This is a genomic window from Kitasatospora sp. NPDC094016 (assembly GCF_040304045.1).
GTDB lineage: Bacteria > Actinomycetota > Actinomycetes > Streptomycetales > Streptomycetaceae > Kitasatospora.
Genome location: NZ_JBEOUK010000020.1, coordinates 38,441 through 62,294, shown reverse-complemented (window position 1 = coordinate 62,294; position 23,854 = coordinate 38,441). Strand labels below are relative to the sequence as shown.

At 73.7% G+C, this 23,854-nt stretch carries 11 protein-coding genes; 5 read left to right on the top strand and 6 right to left on the bottom strand.

Annotated elements, in window-relative coordinates:
* A complete protein-coding gene (locus ABT015_RS20040) occupies positions 1–639 on the bottom strand; it encodes a TetR/AcrR family transcriptional regulator C-terminal domain-containing protein (RefSeq protein ID WP_350880792.1) in 639 nt (212 codons plus the stop codon).
* 55 nt (positions 640–694) lie between these two features.
* Here ABT015_RS20040 and ABT015_RS20035 point away from each other — a divergent pair, with 55 nt between their 5' ends.
* From ABT015_RS20035 to ABT015_RS20015, 5 genes are all read left to right on the top strand, one after another.
* Positions 695–2,209 carry an FAD-dependent monooxygenase gene (locus tag ABT015_RS20035; RefSeq protein ID WP_350880790.1) on the top strand — a complete coding sequence of 505 codons (1,515 nt, stop codon included), beginning with the start codon at positions 695–697 and terminating at the stop codon, positions 2,207–2,209.
* A 243-nt stretch (positions 2,210–2,452) separates the two neighbouring features.
* Positions 2,453–5,257, top strand: a complete 2,805-nt coding sequence (locus ABT015_RS20030) for a penicillin acylase family protein (RefSeq protein ID WP_502897359.1) — start codon at positions 2,453–2,455, stop codon at positions 5,255–5,257.
* Between the two features lie 217 nt (positions 5,258–5,474).
* On the top strand, positions 5,475–6,029 hold the full coding sequence (locus ABT015_RS20025) for a YceI family protein (protein WP_350880788.1): 555 nt from the start codon (positions 5,475–5,477) through the stop codon (positions 6,027–6,029).
* Positions 6,030–6,109: 80 nt separating this feature from the next.
* Positions 6,110–7,348, top strand: a complete 1,239-nt coding sequence (locus tag ABT015_RS20020; RefSeq protein WP_350880786.1) for a threonine synthase — start codon at positions 6,110–6,112, stop codon at positions 7,346–7,348.
* A 149-nt stretch (positions 7,349–7,497) separates the two neighbouring features.
* Positions 7,498–8,883, top strand: coding sequence for a hypothetical protein (locus ABT015_RS20015; RefSeq protein WP_402448932.1), 1,386 nt, complete (start codon positions 7,498–7,500; stop codon positions 8,881–8,883).
* A gap of 43 nt (positions 8,884–8,926) precedes the next feature.
* Here ABT015_RS20015 and ABT015_RS20010 read toward each other — a convergent pair whose 3' ends face one another.
* From ABT015_RS20010 to ABT015_RS19990, 5 genes are all read right to left on the bottom strand, one after another.
* Positions 8,927–9,982 carry an MDR family NADP-dependent oxidoreductase gene (locus ABT015_RS20010; protein WP_350880784.1) on the bottom strand — a complete coding sequence of 352 codons (1,056 nt, stop codon included), beginning with the start codon at positions 9,980–9,982 and terminating at the stop codon, positions 8,927–8,929.
* Positions 9,979–11,643: a phytoene desaturase family protein gene (locus ABT015_RS20005; protein WP_350880910.1), complete on the bottom strand. Its 1,665-nt coding sequence runs from the start codon at positions 11,641–11,643 to the stop codon at positions 9,979–9,981. The genes ABT015_RS20010 and ABT015_RS20005 overlap by 4 nt, the downstream gene beginning before the upstream one ends.
* A gap of 26 nt (positions 11,644–11,669) precedes the next feature.
* A complete protein-coding gene (locus ABT015_RS20000) occupies positions 11,670–13,349 on the bottom strand; it encodes a phytoene desaturase family protein (RefSeq protein WP_350880782.1) in 1,680 nt (559 codons plus the stop codon).
* On the bottom strand, positions 13,336–22,578 hold the full coding sequence (locus tag ABT015_RS19995) for a non-ribosomal peptide synthetase/type I polyketide synthase (RefSeq protein WP_350880780.1): 9,243 nt from the start codon (positions 22,576–22,578) through the stop codon (positions 13,336–13,338). Before ABT015_RS19995 ends, ABT015_RS20000 begins: the two co-directional genes overlap by 14 nt.
* A 68-nt stretch (positions 22,579–22,646) precedes the next feature.
* Complete coding sequence (locus tag ABT015_RS19990; RefSeq protein WP_402448923.1) at positions 22,647–23,504, bottom strand: sterol desaturase family protein; 858 nt, start codon at positions 23,502–23,504, stop codon at positions 22,647–22,649.
* Positions 23,505–23,854: the final 350 nt, after the last annotated feature.

Genomic DNA, 23,854 nt, shown 5'->3' with positions numbered 1-23,854 from the left:
TCAGGGGGCGGTGGGGCCGGACGGGGAGAGGATCCGCGAGAGGCCGAACTCGAAGCGCTCGGTGAAGGCGACATCCTCCATGTGCGGGACGACCCGGGCGAGCGCCGGGTAGTCGCCGCCGGCGAGGGCCGGGACGAGGGTGTGCACGCCGTCCTGCGCGGCCAGGGCCTGCTCCTCCTGGACCAGGCCGAGGGTCAGGTACTGGATGCTCCAGAACACCCAGGACGCGCGGCGCTCGTCCAGTCCGCTGTCGAGGAGCGCGGCGATCATGGCGTCGGCGAAGCGCAGGGTGCCGGGCTCGGCGGCGTAGGTGCCGGCGACGATGACCGCGCCGTCGCGGTGGGCCAGCAGGCACCGGCGGTAGCGGTGGGCGAGTTCGCGGGCCCGTTCGTGCCAGGGCGCGGGCAGGTCGTCGAGCGGGATCTCGCCGACGATCGCGTCCGCCATGAGCTCCAGCAGGCGGCCCTTGGTCTTGGCGTGCCAGAGCACGGTGTTCATCCGGACGCCGAGCCGTTCGGCGACGCCGCGCACGGAGACGGCGGCGGCGCCCTTGTCATCCAGCAGGTCGAGGGCGGCGCGAACCACCGTGTCGGCGTCGAGTCGGGTCCGGGGGGTGTCCTGGGCTTGCTTCTTGGTCACTGACCTAGTCTACTGGAGCCAAGTCGTTGGTCACTGACCAAGAGGGGAATGGACCATGGAACAGGTCGTCATCGCCGGCGGGGGCCCGGTCGGGCTCTGGCTCGCCGCCGAACTCCGGCTGCAGGGCATCGAGGTCACCGTGCTGGAGAGCCGCACCGAACCCGACCCGCACTCGCGGGCCACCACCGTGCACCCGCGCACCCTGGAACTGCTGGCCTCCCGCGGCCTGGTGGAGCCCTTCCTCGCCGAGGGCGTGCGCATCCCCGGCGGGCACTTCGCCGCCCTGCCGCCCCGGCTGGACTTCAGCCGGCTGGACACGCCGTACCCGTTCACGCTCTCGCTCCCCCAGGTGCGCACCGAGGAGCTGCTCGCCGAACACCTCCGCTCGACCGGCGCCCGGCTGCTGCGCGGACACCGCGTCACCGGGCTGGAGCAGGACGACGACGCGGTCACCGTCCACGTCCTCGGCCCGGACGGGCCCTACCAGCTGCGCACCGCCTACCTGGTCGGCTGCGACGGCACCCGCAGCACCGTGCGCGAGGCGGCGGGCATCGGCTTCCCCGGCACCCCGGCCAGCGCCTGGGCCTGGATGGCGGACACCGTGCTCGACGCGCCGCCGCCCTGGCGCTCCGTCTCCAACGAGCACGGCACCGTGATGATCTTCCCACTGCCCGACGGGGTGCACCGGGTGGTCGGCAACGACACGGCGACCGTCCGCACCAAGCCCGGCCCGTTGACCTTCGAGCAACTGCGCGCCAAGGTCCTCGGGATCACCGGGACGGACTTCGGGATGCGCGAGGCCGGCTGGATCTCCACCTTCGGCAACGCCTCCCGCCAGGCCGACCGGTACCGGCACGGGCGGGTCCTGGTGGCGGGCGACGCCGCGCACTCGCACTTCCCGGCCGGCGGGCCCGGACTCAACGTCGGCATGCAGGACGCCGCCAACCTCGGTTGGAAGCTCGCCCGCACCATCACCGGCTCCGCCCCCGACGGCCTGCTCGACAGTTACCACGCCGAGCGCCACCCGGTCGGAGTGGAGCTGCTGCGCTCCACCCACGCCCAGTCCGGGCTGATGATCGACCACTCGCCGATGACGCTGGCCCTGCGCGACCTGCTCGCCGAACTCATCACCGGCGTCGACGAGTTCTCGGACGAACTGGCCGGTCGCGCGGCCGGCCTCGCGGCCGCCTACCCGGCCGACCCCGCCGACGGGGCGCACCCGCTGACCGGCTCCCGGGCGCCCGACCTGCGACCGGCCGGGGCGGCGGGCGGCCCCGGCCTGTTCACGCTGCTGCGAGCGGGCCGCCACGTCCTGCTCGACCTCACCGGTCGGGCCGGACCCGAGTTCGCCGCCCTCGCCCACGCCACCCACCCGGGCGTCACCGTTGCCGGCGGGCCGCTCGCCGCGTCACGGCCCGCCTGGCGCGGCGTCACCGCCGCCCTGGTCCGGCCCGACGGGCACCTGGCCTGGCTCACCGAGGAACAGCACCTCCCCACGCTGGTCACGGCCGCACACGCGGCCGTCACGGCGACGACGGCCCACCCTGCCGCCGCGATCCCCCTGCACTGAGGACCGGTCGGCCCCCGGGCGCCCCCTCCGGGCCCCGAGGGCCGCCGACCTGGCGCCGCTCACCACCACCCCGGCCACCCGCCGCCGCCCGCCTCGCCACCCGCCTCGCCGCCGGACGGCAGACGGCCCCGCTGGATCGCCAACCCGGCCGCGCCCCACCGGAAATGGCATGCACGCCACTAGCCAACCGGTCAGTAACGCCCCTACCGTCGAGCTCCCGTGGCTTCGACGGAGGAGCTCCCCTTGCGCCTACGCCCCCACCCCCCGCGTTTCCCGGCCGCCGCCGTCGCGTCGGCCCTGCTCATCACCGCCGCCCTGACCACCACCCCCACCGCTGCCGCCCCCGCAGCCCCGACCGCCACCGCGGCCGACTACTGCGGCGGCCACTGCCGAGACATCCTGCCGCCCGGCGAGAACGGCAACGCCACGCTCGCCGAGATCCTGCTCAACCGGATGTTCGGCAGCCGCCCCGCCCACACCGACGACCAGCTCGGCCCGTACGCCGCCCTCGCCTCCGGCTACCCGGGCCTGACCGAGGCCAAGCTGCGCGACTTCTTCAACGACGCCTCCTTCGGCGTCCCCGCCGACCAGGTGGCCAGCACCATCAGCCCGCGCGCCGACGTCACCATCGTCCGCGACAAGGCCACCGGCGTCCCGCACATCACCGGCACCACCCGCTACGGCACCGAGTACGGCGCGGGCTACGCCGCCGCCCAGGACCGCCTGTGGGTGATGGACCTGTTCCGGCACGTGGGCCGCGGCCAGCTGTCCGGCTTCGCCGGCGGCGCCGCCGCCAACCGCCAGCTGGAGCAGAGCTTCTGGCAGGCCGCGCCGTACACCGAGGCGGAACTGCAACAGCAGATCGACGCCCTGGCGGCCCGCGGCGGCCGGGCCGCCCAGGCCCTCACCGACGCGAACGCCTACCTGGACGGCATCAACCAGTACGCCAAGGAGTCCTACAACGCCCGCACCTTCCCCGGCGAGTACGACCTGACCGGGCACATCGACCCGATCACCAACGCCGGGTCGATCGAGCCGTTCAAGCTGACCGACCTGGTCGCCCTGGCCTCCGTGGTCGGCGCCCTGTTCGGCTCCGGCGGCGGCGGTGAACTCGCCTCCGCCCAGGTCAAGTCGGCCGCCGAGGCCCGCTACGGCAAGGACGCCGGGGACGCGGTCTGGAAGTCGCTGCGCGAGGCCGACGACCCGGAGGCCGTCCAGACCCTGCACGACGGCCAGCGCTTCCCCTACGCCCCGGTCCCCGACGCCCCGCAGGGCGAGGCGCTGCCCGACCCCGGCTCGGTGGTGCCCGAGCGGATGATCTACGACGCCACCGGCACGGGCGCCGGCGCCGCGCGGACCGCAGCCCCGGGCGTGCTGCCCGGCAACCTGCTCACCGCCAAGCACGGCATGTCCAACGCCCTGCTGGTCTCCGGCGCCCACACCGACGACGGCCACCCGGTCGCCGTGTTCGGCCCGCAGACCGGCTACTTCGCCCCGCAGCTGCTGATGCTGGAGGAGATCCAGGGCCCCGGCATCAGCGCGCGCGGCGCGGCCTTCGCCGGCCTGAGCTTCTACGTGCAGCTCGGCCGCGGCCAGGACTACGCCTGGAGCGCCACCTCCGCCGGGCAGGACATCACCGACACCTACGCCGTCCCCCTCTGCACCACCGACGGCTCCCCGGCCACCACCGCCGCCGGCTCCTACCTCTGGCACGGCCAGTGCGTCCCCTTCGACCGGCTGGAACGCAAGAACACCTGGAACCCGACCACCGCCGACTCCACCGCCGCCGGCTCCTACACCCTGGTGATGTACCGCAGCAGGTACGGCCTGGTGACCGCCCGCGGCACGGTCGGCGGCGCCCCCGTGGCCTTCACCTCGCTGCGCTCCACCTACCGGCACGAGGCCGACTCCATCATCGGCTTCCAGGAGCTCAACGACCCCGGCGCGGTGCACGACGCGACGAGCTTCCAGCAGGCGGCGCAGGACATCAACTACACCTTCAACTGGTTCTACGCCGACTCCCGCGACATCGCGTACTACAACTCCGGCAGCAACCCGGTGCGCGCCCCCGGGGTCGACGCCGGCCTGCCGCTGCGCGCCGAACCGGCCTACGAGTGGGCCGACTTCGACCCCGCGACCAACACCGCCCGGTACACCCCGGCGGCCGAGCACCCGCAGTCCGTCAACCAGGACTACTACATCTCCTGGAACAACAAGCAGGCCGACGGCTTCACCTCGGCCGGGTTCGGCAACGGCTCGGTGCACCGCGGCAACCTGCTCGACGACCGGGTCAAGGCGCTGCTGCGCAACGGCGGCAAGGCGAGCCGGGTCTCGCTCACCCAGGCCATGGCGAGCGCCGCCCTGGCCGACCTGCGCGCCGAGGACGTCCTGCCGGACCTGATCCGGGTGCTGCGCAGCGCCCCCGTCACCGATCCGGCCGCCGCCACCGCGCTCCAGCAGTTGGAGGCCTGGCTGGCGAACGGCGCCCAGCGGAAGGAGACGTCGCCCGGCAGCCACGGCTACGCGGACGCCGCCGCGATCCGCGTCCTGGACGCCTGGTGGCCGCTGCTCGCGGAGGGCGTCATGCGACCCGGCCTCGGGGACCAGCTGTTCGCGGCCCTGACCGGCGCCCTCCAGATCAACGAGTCGCCCTCCGGCGGCCAGACCGGACCGGGCGGCGGCGGCCCCGTGAGCGCCAACGAGGCGATCCCGCACAAGGGTTCGGCCTTCCAGTACGGCTGGTGGAGCTACCTGGACAAGGACCTGCGGTCCGTCCTGGGCGACCAGGTGGCCGGCCCGCTGGCCCGCCCGTACTGCGGCGGGGGCGATCTGGCGGCCTGCCGGGGCGTGCTGCTGGACACCCTGAAGCGGGCGGCCGCCCAGACCCCGGCCCAGGTCTACCCGGGCGACGCGGACTGCTCCGCCGGCGACCAGTGGTGCGCCGACACGATCATCCAGCGCCCGCTCGGCGGTGTCACGGACGACAAGACCACCTGGCAGAACCGTCCGACCTACCAGCAGGTGGTGCAGTTCCCGGGCCACCGCTGAACCTCGCGGACGCCCGCGGGTGCCCCCGCCCGCCCCGGGCGGGGGCACCCGCGTGGAAGACAGCGGCCCGGGCCCGACGGGCGGGGACCGGGCGCAGCACCTAGCGTGGTCCGGGGCGACCGGGGCGGCACCGCCCCCGGGGTCGGCTACCCCCGAGGACCCGACCCCCCGCGATTCCCCGGAGAGGCCCCACACACGCCCAGGAGGTAAGCCGACCATGACCGTCTCCCTGTCCGAGCTCACCGGGGACTACGTCCTCGACCCCGCCCACACCCGGATCGGCTTCGTGGCGCGCCACGCCATGGTGACCAAGGTCCGCGGCTCCTTCACCGCCTTCGAGGGCAGCGCCCATCTGGACGGCGCCGACCCGGGCCGTTCCACCGCCCGGGTGACGATCCGGACGGAGAGCATCGACACCGGCGTCGAGCAGCGCGACCAGCACCTGCGCACCAACGACTTCCTGGACGTGCCGAACTTCCCGACCATCGCCTTCGCCACGACGGCGGTCGAGCCGCGCGGGGACGGCGAGTTCCGGGTGACGGGCGACCTCACCGTCAAGGACGTCACCCGGCCGGTCACCATCGACGTCGAGTACACGGGCAACGCCGTCGACCCCTACGGCAACCTGCGGGTGGGCCTGGAGGGTTCGGTGACGATCAGCCGCAAGGACTTCGGGGTGACCTGGAACGCGGCCCTGGAGGGCGGCGGCGTCCTGGTCGGCGACAAGGTCGTCCTGGAGTTCGACGTCTCGGCCGTCCGACAGGCTCAGTAGCGGCCGCGGGAGCCAGGAGCAGCCCACCGGGCCCCGGAATCCGCCGGACCGGACGGCGCAGGCCCGGTTAGGCTCCTGACATGGCGACAGACAGCTCCCTCGCAACCAGCCAGCGCTCCCTCGGCGATCCCTCCCTCGACTACCCGTTGTGGCCCCCGCTCACCACGGGCTGTCCCCGCACCGGCACCGAGGACGTTTCCTACCCCGTCGAGGTCGACTACGCCTACCGCGAGGCCGACGCGGCCGCCCTGTTCGCCCCTGGCGCGGACGCCGGGGCGCCGCGCGGCGGGCTGGAGCGGTGGGCCCCCCTGCTGCCGCCGCTGCTCGCGCCGGGCCTGGGCGAGGGCGGCACGCCGCTGGTCGAGCTCGAACCCGGGGTGTACGTCAAGGACGAGGCCCGCAACCCGACCTGGAGCCACAAGGACCGGCTGAACCGCTGCACCACCAGCGCCGCCGTGGGCGTCGGCGCGCCCGGGATCGCGGTGGCCTCCTCCGGCAACCACGGCGCGTCCGCCGCCGCCTACGCCGCCCGGGCCGGGCTGCGCTGCGTGGTGATCACCGGGCCCGGCCTGCCGCCGGCCGTCGACGCGTTCCTCAACGCCTACGGCGCCGTCGTGCTGCCGGTGCCGTGGGAGGCCCGCTGGCCGCTGCTGCGGCAGGTCGTGGACCGGCTGGGCCTGCACCCGGTCAGCAACCTCACCACCACCCACACCGGCCACGCGTACGGCCCCGAGGGCTACAAGACGGTGGCGTACGAGATCTTCCGGGACATCGGCGTGCCGGCCGCGGTGTTCGTGCCCACCGGCTACGGGGAACTGCTCTTCGGCGTCTGGAAGGGCTTCAGCGAACTGCACCGGCTCGGCCTGGCCGACCGGGTGCCGCGCATCGTCGCCTGCGAGTCCGCGTCCGGCGCGCCGCTCGCCCTGGCCGTCCGCCAGGGCCTGCCGGCGGCCCGGGTGACGGTGGGGCCGAGCGAGGCGTACTCGATCGCCTCCCCGGTCTGCGGCTACCGGGGCGTGGTCGCGGTCCGCGAGAGCGGCGGCCGGGTGCTGACCCTGGACGACGGCCGACTCGCCGCCGCACAGGCCGAACTGGCCCGCGCCGGGCTCTGGACGGAGCTCTCCGCGGCGGCCGGGCTCGCCGGGCTGCGCAGCCTCGGCGGCGTCGAGGGCCTCGGGGAGGCCGAGGGTCCGGTGGTGTGCGTGTCGACGTCCAGCGGGTTCAAGGACCGGGGCGTCGGCGCGCGGACGACCGCGCCGGTCGCCCCGGAGTGGGAGGAGGTCCGCCGCCGCCTGCACACGGCCGGAATCCGCGGCTAGCAGTATCCACGCCGACTCCCTTCCGGCGTTGGAGGCCTGCTGTTCGCCATCCGGTCCGCCCGCGTAGGGTTGGCGTTCGCCGCGGCCGCCCAGGCTGGTCCGGATCCGCACCGCCCCCGCTCCTCTCCGTGCGTCGAAGGGCTGTCACCGTGTCCCGTTCCCCCCGCCGTCTGCTCCCGCTGGCCGTCGCCGTCGCGGCGCTGCCCGTACTCGCCCTGCCGGTCGTCCCGGCCGCCGCGGCCTCGTACGGCACTCCGACGATCACCTTCTCGGCCGGCTACCTGTCCGGCGCGGTCGGCGCCACCGGCGATCCGACGGTGTCCGTGGCGGTGGCGCAGAGCGGGGCCGCGGCCTCGGCGCTGACCGTCGCCGCCTCGGCGAGCACCCGCAGCGCCGTCGCGCGGACCGGCGACGTGGCGGTGACGGGCACCGGCGGCACCCGCACCCTGGCGGTCGCCGCGCAGGGCGTCGGCTACACCGACCTCACCATCAAGGTGACCGGCCTGGGCGGCAAGACCGCGACCCGCACCCTGCACTACGCGGCCTCCCCCGCCGTCCGGTTCCCGGCCGCCAGCCGCTACCTCACCGGCTCCAGCGACGCCTCCGCCGCGGTGGACGCGGGCGGCGGCTACATCCTGGTCGGCGACGACGAGTCCAACGTGCTGCGGCTGTACGACCGCAACGCCTCCGGCGCGCCGGTCCGCACCTGGGACTTCAGCTCCGCGCTCGGCGTCTCCAAGGAGATCGACATCGAGGCCGCGGCCCGGGTCGGCGACACGATCTACTGGACGGGCTCGCTCGGCAACAACAAGGACGGCAAGGTCAAGCCGGACCGGCACACCGTGTTCACCACGAAGGTCACCGGTTCGGGCGCCGACACCCAGCTGTCACTGGCCGGTTCGTACCACGGCCTGCGCGACGACCTGATCGCCTGGGACGGCGCCCACGGCGACCGCTACGGCTTCGCGGCGGGCGCGGCGGACGGGCAGGCGCCCAAGCAGATCGACGGATTCAACGTCGAGGGGCTGGAGTTCGCCCCGGGCAGCACCACCACCGCGTACATCGGCTTCCGCGCGCCGCTGACCCCGGCGGTCACCGGCGGCCGCGCGCTGCTCGTCCCGGTCACCAACCTCCCGTCGCTGCTGTCCGGTTCGGCCTCGCACGCGACCTTCGGCGAGCCGGTCGAGCTGGACCTCGGCGGGCTCTCCATCCGCGACCTGCGCCGCAACGACCTCGGCCAGTACCTGATCGTGGCCGGCTCCTGGTCCGCCGAGGACAACTCCGCCCCGTACGCCCTCTACCGCTGGAACGGGCAGCCGGGCTCCCAGCCGGTCAAGCTGGTCGACCTGCCGACCACCGACGCCGGCGCCTGGGAGGCCGTCCCGGACGTGCCGAACCTGGATGCCCCCGGCGCCCGGGCCCAGCTGATCACCGACGACGGCTCCGCCGACCTGTACGGCGACGGCACCGCCGCCAAGGACCTCGCCCAGCCGGAGTGGAAGAAGTCCCGCTCCACCTGGTTCACCCTGAACTGACCTGCGCGCGACCGGGGCGGGCGCACGAACCGCCCGCCCCGGCTCAGAGTTCGACGAGTACCTTGCCCCGGCTCGCGGAGCGGTCCACGTACAGGCTGCGGTAGGCGGCCGGGATGTTGTCGAAGCCCCGGTGGACGGTCTGCTGGTAGCCGAGGTCCCCGCTGCGGACGAGGGCGCCCAGTTCCTGCCGCAGCGCCGACCAGTTCTCCTCGGTGAACCACTCCAGCGAGAAGATGCCGCGGATGGTGGTGCGCGGGAACATGATCATCGGCAGCAGTCGCGGGCCCGCCCAGTCGCCGCCGACCTGGCTGCCCCACTGCCAGCAGACCGCGACCCGGCTGTCCACGGCGAGCAGGGAGAAGACCGCGTCGGTGAGCGCCCCGCCGAGGCTGTCGAAGTAGCGGTCGATGCCGGCCGGGGCGAGCTTGGCGAGTTCCTCCCGCAGTCGCTCGGGGTCGTCTCCGTCGCGGTAGAGCAGGACCGCGTCGAAGCCCAGGGCGCGCAGCCGGTCGGCCTTGCCCGGGGTGGCCGTGGTGCCGATGACCCGGGCTCCCCGGTGCCGGGCCAGCTGTCCGACCACCGAGCCGACCGCCCCGGACGCCCCGCTGACCAGCACGGTGTCCCCCGGTCGGACCTTCAGGAACTTCTCGACCGTGCCCCAGGCGGTCATCCCCGGGCCGCCGAGGACGCCGAGGGCGGTGGAGATCGGCAGGGCGTCGTCGTAGTCGCTCCGGTCCAGCCGCCGGTAGGCGGGGAAGACCATCGGGAAGGTGCCGGTCTGCCAGAGCGCCGGGGCGCCGTTGCTGATCACGTGGCTGCGCCAGCCGCCGAAGCCCTGGACGAGGTCGCCGACGGCGAAGGCGGCGCCCGGCCCGGCCTCCACGACCTCCATGATGGAGTCCGCGCCCATGTGGTCGCCGATCGGGGTGTCCAGGGCGATCCCCTGGAGGTACGGGTCGACCGAGACGTACCTGGTCCGCAGCAGCATCTGGTCCGCGGCGAGGCGGACGTCCACCTCCTCGACCACCTTCCGGTACATCCGATCGACGTCCGGCACACCGTCCACGTGCTCGCGGACGACCCACTTCTCGACCCTCATGAGGTGACTCCAAACCGCCGGTCGGCGGGCCCGACCGGTTCGATGACCAGGGTGGGCGGCGGCGCGCTGTCGTCCACGGCGGCGGTGAACGGCCGGCCGTCGTCGCGGCAGATGAACTGGACGACGTGCCGGCCGGCGGCGGCCGCCCGGATCAGTCCCCCGGTGGTCGCCCACACGCCGGAGAGGTAGAAGTTCGCCAGGCCGGGAAGCCCGGGCCCGTTGCGCTTGACCTCCTCCTCCAGCGTCTCGCCGCTCTCCACGAACGGCTGCCAGCCGAGCACCGTGCCGTCGTAGTTGCCGGTGTAGCGGACCTGGGTGAGCGGGGTGGACACGTCTTTGACCGCGACGGCGTCCCTCAGACCGGGGTGGTGCCCGTCCAGGAACTCCACGATGGCGTCCCGCACCCGCCGCTTCTCGCGCTGGTACTCGCGCCCGCGGCCCACCGGCAGGGTGTGCAGTTCCTCGCCCCGCCGCAGCCGCGGCGCCTGCTCCGGGCCGGTGCTCAACTCCCGCCAGGGGGCGATGTCGCAGAAGTAGCTGGCGTAGACGACGGTCGTCGCGGCGGGCGACAGCTCGGGGTAGTGGCGGCTGCGGAACTGGACGTTGATGCTGGGGTGGCGGATACCGGTGAGCCGGTCGGCGACCTCGTCCTCCAGCAGGTAGGTGGTGCACGGGTCCCCGGCCGGGAAGGGGCGGCGCAGGCCGAGGAAGACGGTGAGGTAGCCGGGGAAGACCATGCCGGGCTCGGTGATGGTCCGGGTGTACAGCCTGCGGTAGGTGTCGTTCAGGTAGCGGCCCTTGAGCAGGTCCAGCATGGTGGTGCGTCCGTCGCAGGCGGCGACCACGATGTCCGCCCGGATCTCCCGGCCGTCGCTCAGCCGCACCCCGACGGCCCGGTCCTGCTCGACCAGGATCTCGGCCACCTTGGTGTTGTAGCTGATCTCGCCGCCGAGCCGCCGGTAGCGCTGCTCGATCGACCGGGCCAGCCCGAGCGAGCCGCCCTCCGGCACTCCGGCCGACTGCCCGGCGTGCGAGGCGAGTTGGAAGTAGGTGGGCAGCACCGGGAAGTTGGGGTGCTTCTCGTAGAGGATGAAGTTGAACGCCTCGCGCAGCAGCGGGCTCCGGAAGCGCGCCGAGTAGTCGCTCATCAGCACCGTGATCGAGCGCCGGATGACGTTGAAGTACGGCAGGAACGAGGCGAGCATCCGCCAGCGTTCGGCCCGGCCCATCAGTCCGACCGGCTTGAGGAAGGGGTAACGGACCAGGGCGCGGCGGAACTTGCGCAGCCCTTCGCAGAACTGCCGGATCCGCCGGGCGTCCTCCGGGGCGAGGTCGAGCAGGTGCGCTTCGAGGCGGTCGGGGTCGGAGTAGAAGTAGACGGCGCGGCCGTCCCTGGTGCGCACCACGTTGAAGACGTCGAAGTTGCGCATCACCTTGCCCTGCAGCGCGCCGAGTTCGAGCCAGATCTGGTGCATCTCGTTGCCGGGGCCGCTGCCGAGCAGCCAGCTCACGCAGCAGTCGAAGGTGAACTCGCCGCGGTCCCAGGCCGTGCAGCAGCCGCCGGGGAGTTCGTGCATCTCCAGGACGGTGGTGCGGTAGCCGTTCATCTGCGCGTAGCAGCCGGTCGACAGGCCGCCCAGCCCGCCGCCGACGATCACCATGGTCTGCCTGCTGGTACTCATCCCGGTCATTCCGGCACTCCCACGGTGGCCCGGTCGAGTTGCGGCAGTTTGCCCAACTTTCCCGCGTGCCAAGGTTCCTGGTTGTCACTGGGCCAGGCCCGGAACGGCCGGCCGAGCTCCCGGCAGAGGTACTGCGCGGCGTACCGACCGCTGGTGGCGGCGCGGATCAGCCCGCCGAGGCCGGCCCACTGCCCGGCCATCGAGAAGCCGCGCAGACCGGGCAGCCGCATCCGGTCCCGGTTGACCAGCCGGTTGGCGGCGTCCTCGGCCTCGGAGAAGGCCTGCCAGGCGAGGATGCTGCCGTAGGTGTTGCCGGTGAACCGCTCGGTGGTCACCGGGGAGGCGACGTCGACGAGTTCGATCCGGCGGCCGAGCCCCGGGTACGTCCGCTCCAGGAACTCCCGGACGAACGCGGCGACTTCCTGCTTGCGCGCGCGGTAGGCGCGGCGGTCGCGGACCCGCAGGTTCTTCCAGGAGCGGTAGTCGCTGAAGTAGGTGCAGTGCAGCACCGACTTGCCGGGCGGCGCGAAGCCCTCCGCGTAGTCCGAGCGCATCTGGACGACCAGGCTGTGCTGGAGCGAGCCGGGCAGCCGGGCGCCCTGCTCGGGCGACAGCAGGTAGGTGGTGCTGTGCGGTTCGCCCTCGGGCAGCGGGCCGTCCACGCCGACGAAGGCCGAGACCACGGCCGGGTACAGGTTGCCGGGCTTGTCCAGCAGCTCGCCGTACAGCCGGTCGGTGGCGGGGCTGGACCAGCGGCCTTCGAGCAGCCGGTCGAGCACCGCCGGCCCGTCGCAGGCGGCCACCACGTGGTCGGCGAAGTGCTGGGATCCGTCGCGGAGTCGGACGCCGACGGCGCGGTCCCCCTCGACCAGGATCCGCTCCACCCGGCAGCGGTAGCCGATCACCCCGCCGAGCGAGGTGTAGCGCTCCTCCACCGAGCGGGCCAGACCGAGCGAACCGCCCTGCGGGAAGCCCGCGTTGCCGTTGTGCGCGGCGGCCAGGGTGTACAGGTACGGCAGCAGCGGGAAGCCGGCCGGCTCCTGGAGGAACATGTTGGGCAGCGCCCGCCGCAGCAGCGGGTCCTGGAAGCGCTCGGCGAAGCCGCTCATCGGGGTCGTCGCGGTCCGCCAGAAGAGCCGGAACGCGGGCAGCACGGTGCGCAGGGTGCGCAGCCGCTCGGCCGGGCCGCGCAGCGGCGGCGGGGTGAGGTCCCAGGGCAGGTCGATGGCGGCGAAGCGGCGCAGGTCCCGGCAGAAGGCGCGGATCGGCTTGGCGTCGCCGGGGGCGGTGGCCAGCAGGTGCCGTTCCAGCCGGTCCGGGTCCCCGTAGAAGGTGACGGCGCGGCCGTGTTCGTCGACGACGCGGTTGAAGACGTCGAAGCGGGTGACCGACTTGCCGTCGAGGGCGCCGAGTTCGCGCCACACCTGGTTCGCCCCGGTGCCCTCGGCGGTGCCGATCAGCCAGTCGATGCAGTAGTCGAACAGGTAGCCGTGCCGGGACCACGCGGTGCAGCAGCCGCCGGGCAGCACGTGCTTCTCGAAGATCCGGGTCTCCATCCCGCTCATCTGCGCGTAGCAGCCGGTGGAGAGCCCGCCGATGCCCGCGCCGATCACGATGACCCGGGGCGGGCCGCCGGGGGCCCGCCCCCGGCTCGACCAGTCCGGTCCGCGCTCAGGCCCGGCCATCGGCGGTGCCTCCGGCCAGGATGGCGCCCGCCAGTTCGGCGTTGCGGGCGGCGAACTCGGCGTCGAGCATCTCGGCGTGGCTGCCGTGCCCGGCGTGGACGGCCGTCCCGGCGCTGGAGGCGCCGTGCCAGGAGCCGTGCTCGCCGCCCGCGTGCAGCGCCAGCCGGTCCCGTTCGCAGACCACGTTGAGCGGGGCCTTCAGGACGCCCTGGTTCGGGGTGCGACTGCAGAAGGACAGGTAGTCCCGGGCCTGTTCGAGGGTCTCCTGGGCGACGATCCGGGAGCCGGTGTGCCGGTGCAGGTGCTCGTGGAGTTCGCGTTCGAAGACGGCCAGGTGCTCCTCGCCGAGCTCGAAGGGCTCGGGGATCCGGTAGGAGTCCATCACCAGGACCGAACTGACCGTACGGCCCCGGCGTTCGAGCTCCCGGGCCACCTCGAAGGCGAGGTTGCCGCCGAGCGAGTAGCCGAGCAGGACGTACGGCCCCGCCTCCTCCAGTTCCTCGACCAGGTCGGCGTAGCGGGCGGTCTTGTCGTCGCCGGTGAGGTAGTTGAAGGCGGCGAGCCGGTGGTCGGGCAGGTGGGCGGCGAGCTGGCGGTAGACCAGGCCGTGGCCGCCGGCCGGCGGGAAGCAGAACACCGTCCGCGCCTCGGGCGCCCCGGGGTTGAACCAGAGGTACGGCTGCCCGCCGGCGACTTCGCCGGTGATGATCTGCTCCAGCGTGCGGGCCATCCCGTGCAGGGTGGTGACCTTGAACAGCAGGCCGACCGGGATGCTGATGTTGAACTCGGTCTGCAGGTGGTGGATCAGCTCGATCAGCCGGATGGAGCTGCCGCCGAGTTCGAAGAAGTCGTGCTGGAGGCCGACCTCCGCCACGCCGAGCAGGTTGCTCCAGTGCTCGGCGGTGCGGATCTCGTAGAGGGTGACGGGCGGTTCGTGCTGCGCGCCGCCGGTGTCGATCCGGGGCTCGGGCAGGGCGGCCAGGTCGACCTTGCCGTTGGGGGTGAGCGGCAGGGCGGGCAGTTCGGTGAGGTGGGAGGGGATCATCACGGTGGGCAGGTGCTCGGCCAGGTGGCGGCGCAGTTCCCGGCGGTCCAGGGTGGTTCCCTCGGCAGGGACCAGGTAGGCGGCCAGCACGGCTTCACCGGTGGAGTCCTCACGGACCGTCACGCAGGCCTGGGCGAGTTCGGGGCGGGCGGTGAGGTGGGCCTCGATCTCGCCGATCTCGATCCGGTGGCCGCGCACCTTGACCTGGTTGTCGATCCGCCCGAGCAGGTGGGCGGTGCCGCGGGCGTCCCAGTGGCCGAGGTCGCCGGTGCGGTAGAGCCGGACGGGCGGGCCGTCGAGCTCCAGGGTGGTGAAGCGCCGGGTGGTCTGCTCCGGGTCGTTCGGGTAGCCGGCGGCGACACCGGCACCGCCGATCCACAGCTCGCCGGGCACGCCGGGCGGTACCGGCTCTCCGTAGTGGTCGAGGATGTACAGCGCGCTGTTGGGGAAGGGCCGGCCGATCGGCACCATCCGGCCGGGTTCCAGGGTGTCCGCGCCGCCCTCGTAGTAGCTGGTGTCGATGGTGGCCTCGGTCAGGCCGTAGGAGTTGACCAGCCGGGTGTCCGGCCCGCACAGGGCGCGCAGCCGCCGGTGCTCGGCGGCCTTCCAGGAGTCGGAGCCGACGACCAGTAGCCGCAGGAAGTCCAGCCGCAGGCCCTCGCGTTCGCAGTGGGCCAGCAGGCCGCGGGCGACGGCGGGCACGAACTCGCCGCAGTCGACCGACTCCTCGCGCATGGTGCGGTACAGCCGGGCGGTGTCGAACAGCAGGTCGCGGTCGACCAGGACGAGGGTGCCGCCGGTGCTCAGCGCCCGGGCGAGGTCGCCGGAGAACACGTCGAAGGCGGTCCCGGCCATCTGGAGGTGCACCCGGGCCTCGGTGTCGAGGCGGTACTCGGCGCGCCAGCCCGCGGTGACGGCGGCGAGGTTGCGGTGGTCGACCCGCACGGCCTTCGGGCGGCCGGTGGAGCCGGAGGTGTGGATGACGTAGGCGGGGCGGTCCGGGTCGGCGGCGGGCAGCGGGCCGCTCTCGGCGGCCGGCCGGTCGAGCTCGTCCAGGGTGACGGGGCGGACGGGCGGTTCGGTGCCGAACGGGTTCCGTTCGGCGACCACGACGAGGGCGGCTCCGGCGTCGCTCACCTGGTAGGCGAGCCGGTCGGCCGGGTGGCCGGGGTCGAGCGGCAGGTAGGCCGCGCCGGCCCGCCAGATCGCCAGCAGGACGACGACCAGCTCGGGTGACTTGTCCAGGCAGACCGCGACCACCGAGCCTTCGCCGACGCCGAGTTCGCGCAGCCGCAGGGCCGTTCGCTGGGCCCGCCGGTCGAGTTCGCCGTAGGTGAGGCGGCGGGCGCCGTCCGGGCGGGGGGCGGTGACGGCGACGGCCTCGGGGTGTTCGGCCGCGGCCTTGGCGACGAGTTCGGGCACCGGGGTGTCGTGGTCCACCCGCCGGTCGGCGCCGCTGAAGCCGGTGAGGATGCGGCGGCGTTCGGCCTCGTCGAGCATCCGCAGCCGGCCGACCGGGCGGTCGGCGCCGGCACTGGTCATGGCGTCCAGCAGGTTGCGGTAGTGCGCGGCCAGCCGCTCGACGGTGGCGGCGTCGAAGAGGTCGGAGTTGTACTTGAACACGCAGTGGAAGCAGCCGTCCGCGCGGTCCTCGTAGGCGGACAGCGTCAGGTCGAACTGCCCTTCCTCCTCGGGGAGTTCGATGTACTCCAGGCAGTAGCCGAAGCGCTCCACGGCGACCTTGTGGGTGAGCAGGATGAACATCGCCTGGAACACCGCCGAGCGGCTGGGGTCGTGCTGGAGCCCCAACTGCTCGACCAGCAGCGGGAACGGGTACTCCTGGTTGTCCAGGCCGCCGAGCACGCTCTCCCTCACCCGGGCCAGCAGCTCGGCCACGGTCGGCTCCCCGGCCAGGCTGACGTGCAGCGGCAGCGGGTTGACGAAGTAGCCGTAGACGGAGGCGAACTCCTCCTGGGTGCGGCCGGTGACGGGGCTGCCGACCACGATGTCCTGCTGGCCCGACCAGCGGTGCAGCAGCAGGTAGTAGGCGCTGAGCAGCACCATGAACGGGGTGGCGTGGTGCGCCCGGGCCAGCTCGTGGACGCGGGCGGTCAGGTCGGCGTCGAGCCGGAAGAACGCCGAGGCGCCGCTGTGGGTCTGCACGGCCGGCCGGGGCCGGTCGGTGGGCAGCGCGAGGACGGGCATCTCGGCCGGCAGGTGGCCGCGCCAGTAGTCGAGCATCCGCCGGGCGTCGGGGCCGGCCAGGAAGCGGTTCTGGTGGTTGAGGAAGTCGAGGTAGCGGGCGGCCACGGCGGGGAGTTCGGGGGTGCGGCCGTGGCGCAGCGCCTCGTAGACCTCGAACAGCTCCTCGATGAAGGTGAAAGTGGAGATCGCGTCCGACACGATGTGGTGGACGGCCTTCATCAGGACCCAGCGGTCCGGTCCGCGCCGGAACAGCCGCAGCCTGACCAGCGGGTCGTTCGCGAGGTCGTACGGCCGCCGGTACTCGGCGACGATCAGCGCGTGGATCTCCTCCCAGGGGCGGCCCTCGACGTCGAACAGTCCGGTGTCGGCCACCGCCTCCGGGCGGATCCGCTGGACCGGCCGGCCCTCCTCGGCGGTGAAGGCGGCCCGCAGCCCGGGGTGCCGGGCGACCAGCGCGCGGAAGGCCGCGAAGACCAGCTCGGGGTCGAGCTCGGCGCGCACCTCCACCGCGCCGCCGATGTTGTAGGCGAAGCCGTCCGGGTGCAGCTGGCGCAGGAACCACAGCGCCTGCTGGTTGTGGGTGAGCGGGTAGCGGGCCTCGTCGGTGTGCAGCTCGACCTCGGCCTGCTCGGGGCCGCCCTCGGCGTCGAGCCGCTCGGCCAGGCCGGCGACGAGCAGGTCGACCAGGTCGCCGACGGTGCCGTTGCTGAGCAGCGCCACCACCGGTAGGGCGACGCCCAGTTCGCCGTGCACCCGGGCGCGCAGTTCCATCGCGAGCAGCGAGTCCAGGCCGTGCGCGCCGAGCCTGGTGTCCGACGCGATCCGCTCGGCGCCGATCCGCAGCACGGCCGCGGCGGCGGCGGTGAAACGCTCGGTGACGAGCCGGTGCCGGGTCGGTGGATCCGCGGTGCGGTAGGCGTCCAGGAAGCCGCCGGTCTCGGCCGGGGCCTGCTCGGCGGCACTGGCGGCCAGCTCGGCGACCAGCGGCGGCGGCGCGGGGTACCAGGCGAGGAAGGTCGGCCAGTCGACCACGGTGGCGACCAGCAGCTGGGCGCGGTCCTGGCCGAGGACGCGTTCCAGCACGGCCGTGCCGGCGTCCGGCGGGAGCGAACTCATGCCGCGGGCGTCGCGGTAGTGGGCGACCAGGCCCAGTTCCTCGATCATGCCCGTGGCCCAGGGGCCCCAGTCGAGGCTGAGCGCGGGCAGGCCGGCGGCCCGGCGGTGGTGGGCGAGGGCGTCCAGGAAGGCGTTGCCGGCCGCGTAGTTGGTCTGCCCGGCGGTGGTGAGCAGTGCGGCGACGGAGGCGAACAGCACGAAGTGGTCGAGCGGTTCGTCGCGCAGCAGCCGGTGCAGCAGGTGGCCGCCGACCACCTTGGGGGCGTATCCGGCGTCGAAGGCGGCCCGGTCCATCTGCGGCACCAGCACGTCCTTGACCTGCCCGGCGAGGTGGAACACCCCGCGGATGGGCGGGCGTTGGCGTTGCCGGTAGTCGGCGAGCCAGGCGGCGAGGGCGGTCTCGTCGGTGACGTCGACGGGGGCGAGCAGCGGTTCGGCGCCGAGCGCCTGGAGTTCGCGCAGGAAGGCGATCCGTTCCCCGGCCGGGCTGGCGGGGTCGGTCCGGTACCACTGGTCGCGCTCGGGCAGGGCGGTGCGGCCGACCAGGATCAGCCGCCGGGCGCCGCGCCGGACCAGGGTGCGGCAGAGCAGCCGGCCGAGCGCGCCGAACGCGCCGGTGACCAGGTAGCTGCCGTCGGGGCGCAGGACCGGCGGCAGCGGACGGGTGAGGCCCTCGGCCTGGCGGAGCCGGCTGGTGCGGCGGTGGCCGGCCCGCAGGGCGATCTCCTGCTCGTCCCGGGAGGCGAGTTCGGCGAGCAGCGCCTCGGCCTGGTCGAGCGGGTCGGCGGCGGGGTCGAGGTCGATCAGGGTGCCGCGCTGGGCGACGAGTTCCTGCTGCCAGAGCACCCGTCCGATGCCCCAGGCGGGTGCGCCGAGCGGTTCGACCCGGTCGCCGGGGTCGGCGGCCTGGGTACCCCGGGTGACGATGTGCAGCCGGGCGTCCGGGAGGGCGGCGGGCAGGGCCTGGGCGAGGGCGATCAGCGCGTAGCCGCCGAGGGTGGCGAGCTGGTCGAGCCGGTCGGCCGTGGTGGTGTCGAGGGCGGGCTGGTCGAGGTTCCACAGCTGGACGACGGTGCGGTAGCCGGGGCCGAGGTCGGTGAGGAGCCGGGTGAGGTCCTCGGCGGAGTCCGGGCGGACGGTCGAGTGCCCGTCACCGGGCCGGTAGCCGGTGCCGGGCCGGACGAGGTGGCAGCGGGCGCCGCGTTCGGCGGCCAGCGCGGCGAGGCGTTCGGCGAGGCCGCCGGCGTCGGCGAACAGCAGCAGGTCGCCGAGGTCCTGGTCGGCGGGCGCGGCCGGGGCGTCCGTCCAGGCGAGTTCGGTGAGCCAGCCGTCGATGGTGGCGAGGCCGACCGAGGCGGGGGCCTGCGCGACGTCGGCGACCCGGAAGCCGGTGATCCGGCCGACCGGGGTGCCGTCCTCGGTGTACAGGGCGAGGTCGCCGACGAGTTCGCCGCCGCCCTCGCGGGTGACGGTGGCGTGCGCCCACAGCGGCCGGTCGCCGGCCTGGTCGAGCCGGACCTCCTCGATGGACACCGGCAGCCGGACGCCGCCGTCCTCGGGGGTGAGCAGCCGGGTGGCCAGCAGGGTCTGGAAGCAGGCGTCGAGCAGCACCGGGTGGAGCTGGTGGTCGGCCGCCTCGGGGCCGAGCCGGTCGGTCGGGCTGATCCGGGCCAGTGCCTCGCCGGGGCTCGCCCACACCTCCTGGACGGCCTGGAAGGCGGGCCCGTAGTCGTAGCCGCGGGCGGCGAGGAGCCGGTAGCAGTCGGGGCCGCCGAAGCGCTGTCCGCGGGCGCGGATCGCCTCGGCGTCCAGCGCCGGGCCGTGGGCGCGGCGCTGGCCGGTGCGGACCCGGCCGCCGGCGTGCACCACCGGTTCGCCGCCGGCCGGGGTGGAGGCGATGGTGAAGCGGGCGTCCTCCGGGGCGTAGCCGAGCTGGACGGGGGTGGGCTCGGTGTCGGAGAGGAACAGGGCCCGGTTCAGCTCGATCTCGGCGAGCACCACCTCGGTGCCGCCGGTCAGGGCGCGGACGGCCTGGGCGGCCATCTCCAGGTACCCGGCCGCCGGGAAGACGACCTGGCCCTCGATCCGGTGGTCGGCCAGGTAGGGCAGCCGCTCGGGGTCGAGTGCGGTGGTCCAGGCGGGCTGGGCGCTCGCGGTGCGGCGGCCGAGCAGCGGGTGGTCGACCTCGCCGAGCCGGACCTGCCGGACGGCGCTCGGCTCGACCCAGTACCGGTCGCGCCGCCACGGGTAGCCGGGCAGCGGCACCGGGCGGCCGGCCGGGTGCAGTGCGCGCCAGTCCGGTTCGACGCCCAGGGTGTGCAGTTCGGCGAGCGACCGGGTGAAGCAGGCGGGCTCGTCGGCGTGCCGGCGGATGGACGGCAGGGCCTGCGCGCCGTCGACGCACTCGCGGATCGCGTGGCCGAGCACCGGGTGCGGGCCGATCTCCAGGAACAGGCCGTGCCCGTCCTGGGCCATCCGTTCGACGGCGGCGCGGAAGCGCACCGGGTTGCGGACGTTGTGCCACCAGTACCCGGCGTCGAGTTCGGGGCCGCGGGCGAGGCCCTCGCGGGCGGTGAGGTAGAGCGGCAGCCGGGCCTCGTTGGGCTTGAGCGCGGCGAGCGCGGCGGTCAGCTCGTCCCGGATCGGGTCCATCCGCACGCTGTGGTACGGGACTTCGACGTCCAGGAAGCGGGTGAACACCTCCTGGCCGCGCAGTTCCTCGGCGAGTTCGCGCAGCGCGTCGGTGTCGCCGGCCAGGGTCACGGTGGAGGGGCTGTTGACGGCCGCCAGCGAGACCCGGGCGCGGTACGGGCGGATCCGGCGCTCCGCCTCGGCCTCCGGGAGGCCGACGGCGAGCATGGTGCCGGTGCCGGCCAGCCGCTGCTGGAGGCGGCTACGGGCGAGCACCACCCGGACGGCGTCGGCCAGGTCGTACACCCCGGCCTCGTGGAACGCGGCGACCTCACCGGTGCTGTGCCCGACCACCGCGTCGGGGCGCAGGCCGTGGCTGCGCCAGAGCGCGGACAGGCCCAGCTGGACGGCGAAGTTGGCGGGCTGGGCGAGCCAGGTCTCGGCCATCCGGGAGTCGGCCTCGTCGCGGTGCAGTTCGTCGAGGAGGGACCAGCCGGCCTGCTCGCGGATCTCCCGGTCGCAGGCCTGGACGGCCGCCCGGTAGACCGGTTCGTTCTCGTACAGGCCCCGGCCCATGCCCCACCACTGTGGGCCCATGCCGGTGAACACCCAGGCGAGGCGGCGCTGTTGACGCTCCCTGGCGCGGCCCTGGAGCACCCGGGGGTGCGCCTCGCCGCGCTCGTGGGCGGCCAGCGCCTCGTCCAGGTCGTCCCGAGTGGAGTAGACCACCGCGAGCCGCTCGGGCAGGTGCTGGCGCCGGTGCGCCAGGGTGTGGCCGAGGTCGTCGAGCGGCACCCCGGCGGCGAGCTCCCGGCGGAGTCCGGCGGCGAGTTCGGGCAGCCCGGCGGCGTCCTTGGCGCTCAGCGGCAGCACGGTGCAGGCCGGCTGCGGGGCCGGGGCGGCGGGCCCGGGGCTCGGCGGCTCCTCCAGCAGGACGTGCGCGTTGGTGCCGCCGAAGCCGAAGGAGTTGACGCCGGCCCGGGCCGGTCCGTCGTGCTCGGGCCAGTCGATCGGGGCGGTCGGGATGTCGAAGGGCAGCGCGTCCAGGTCGATGCCGGGGTTGGGCCGTTCCAGGTTGAGGTGCGGCGGGATCCGCCGGTGTTCGAGGGCGAGGGCGGTCTTGATCAGCCCGGCGACGCCGGCGGCGGCCTCGGTGTGCCCGATGTTGGTCTTCACCGAGCCGACGTAGCAGCGGTCGCCCGGGCGGCGGCCGATGCCCAGCACCCGGCCGAGCGCGGCCGCCTCGATCGGGTCGCCGACCGGGGTGGAGGTGCCGTGCGCCTCGACGTACTGGAGGCTGCCGGGCACCACCCCGGCCTCGGCGCAGACCCGTTCGATCAGGGTGACCTGGGCGTCCGCGCTGGGGACGGTGATGCCGTTGGTGCGCCCGTCCTGGTTGACGCCGCTGCCGAGGATGACGGCGTGCACCGGGTCGCCGTCGCGCAGCGCGTCCGACAGCCGCTTGAGGACGACCACGCCGACCCCCTCGGCCCGGACGTAGCCGTCGGCGGAGGCGTCGAAGGCGCGTGAGCGGCCGTCGGCGGACAGGAAGCCGCCCTTGGTCTCGGCGATCGTGTACTGCGGCGCCATGTGCAGCAACGCGCCGCCCGCCAGGGCGAGTTCGGTCTCTCCGCGGAGCAGGCTCTGGCAGGCGAGGTGCACCGCGACCAGGGAGGAGCTGCAGGCGGTGTCGATCGAGACGCTGGGGCCGCGGAAGTCGAAGCAGTGCGAGATCCGGTTGGACACCATCGTCATCATGGTGCCGGTGGCGGTGTGCGCGGCGAGCGTGCGGAAGTCGAGGTCGGCGAACTGGAGGATCTTGTAGTCGAGGGTGAAGGCCCCCATGTAGACGCCGACGTCGCGGCCGGCCAGTTCGCCGGGGCGCAGGCCGCCGTCCTCCAGGGCCTCCCAGCTGACCTCCAGGAGCTTGCGCTGCTGCGGGTCCATGTGCTCGGCCTCGCGCGGACTGATGCCGAAGAAGTCCGGGTCGAAGGTGTCGAAGCCGTCGATGTAGCCGCCCCGGCCGCCGATCAGGCGGCCCGGTTTGGAGCGGTCGCGGCTGCCGAGCGTGCCGGTGTCGTAGCGGTCGGCGGGTGTCGCGGTGAGACAGTCCCGGCCCTCGACGAGGTTGCGCCAGTAGGTCCGGTGGTCGTTGGCGTGTCCCGGCAGGCGGCAGCCGATGCCGGTGATCGCGATCCGGTCGCAGGGCACGGCGAAGGGCGAGGTGGTCATGATCCAATCCGAGGGTGATGGCGTGGCGGCGCGGACACGGGCGGAGGAAGAGCGGCCTCGCGGGCGGGTCAGACGGACGGCTCGGTGGTCTTCACCTGGCGCCAGGGGTGCAGCAGGGTGGCGCCCAGCTCGCCGGTGGCCGGGAAGGCGGCCGGATCGGCGAGGCCGACGGCGGTGGGCACCCGGCCGGGGCGCCAGGTGAAGCTGCCGAACACGTGGTCCCACAGCGAGAGGTCGGAGGCGTAGTGCCCGGCCTCAGCGAGGTCGGTGCTGTGGTGCAGTCGGTGGAGCTCGGGGCCGGCCAGCAGGTGGCCGAGGAGCCCGAGGCGGACGTCGATGTTCGCGTGAACGAAATACCCCTGCGCAAGAATGAATATTCCGACCACGAACACGGATTCCGCCGAGAAGCCGATCAGCGACAGTAGGAGTTGCACCACGGACTGCGCGACGAACACGTCGAGAAAATGGTTCACGCCGTTGTTCGCGACATTCACCTTGTCCGGCACGTGGTGGACGCCGTGCAGGCGCCAGAGCCACCGGTTGTGGTGGGACCAGCGGTGGACGAGGTAGTCGCCGAGCGAGCCGACCAGCAGCGCGAGCGGGATCTCCACGGCGAACGGGAGCACCGGATGGGCCGCCCCGAGCACCTGCACCAGAGCCGTCACCAGCCCCTGGGCGATCGCGCCGCCGGCCATGCTCAGCATGAAGTACACGGAGTACCAGCGCAGTTCACGCCCGCTCGGATGCCAGTCGGTCCGGTACGGGATCACCCGCTCCAGTACGGCCAGGTACCCGAGGACGCCGACCAGCACGAGCGGGGAGACCCGGTCGGGCTCCCAGTGGAAGTGCAGTGTGGCGACGGCCGTGCACAGCACCCCCAGGAGCAGAAGCGGATGAGCGAGCCTGCGTGCAATGGCGGACAGCACGCGCCCCCTTGGTTATTCGCGAACTAATGACTGGAAACGTCAGAGACTCTAGCGGGAGCGGTCAGCTACGGCAGTCATTCGACGTGTTAACGCCATAAATAACCCGATCGGAGGAAGATCCGCGCACGAAGTTGACACAAGACCGGCGCGAAAGGGGCGCGTTTGTTCGCAGACGTGGAGAAACCGGAGCGCAGCGGGGTCGAGCACACGCCGGGCGAGGTCGCACGCCCCCCTGGCACAGAGGGCCGATCCGGACCCGGATCCGGAGCCCGGTCCGACGAGGGCGGCGCGGGTGGCACCGGGCGAGCGCGAGCCGGGCGTGAGGGCGCGGGCCGTGCGGGTGGCGCCGC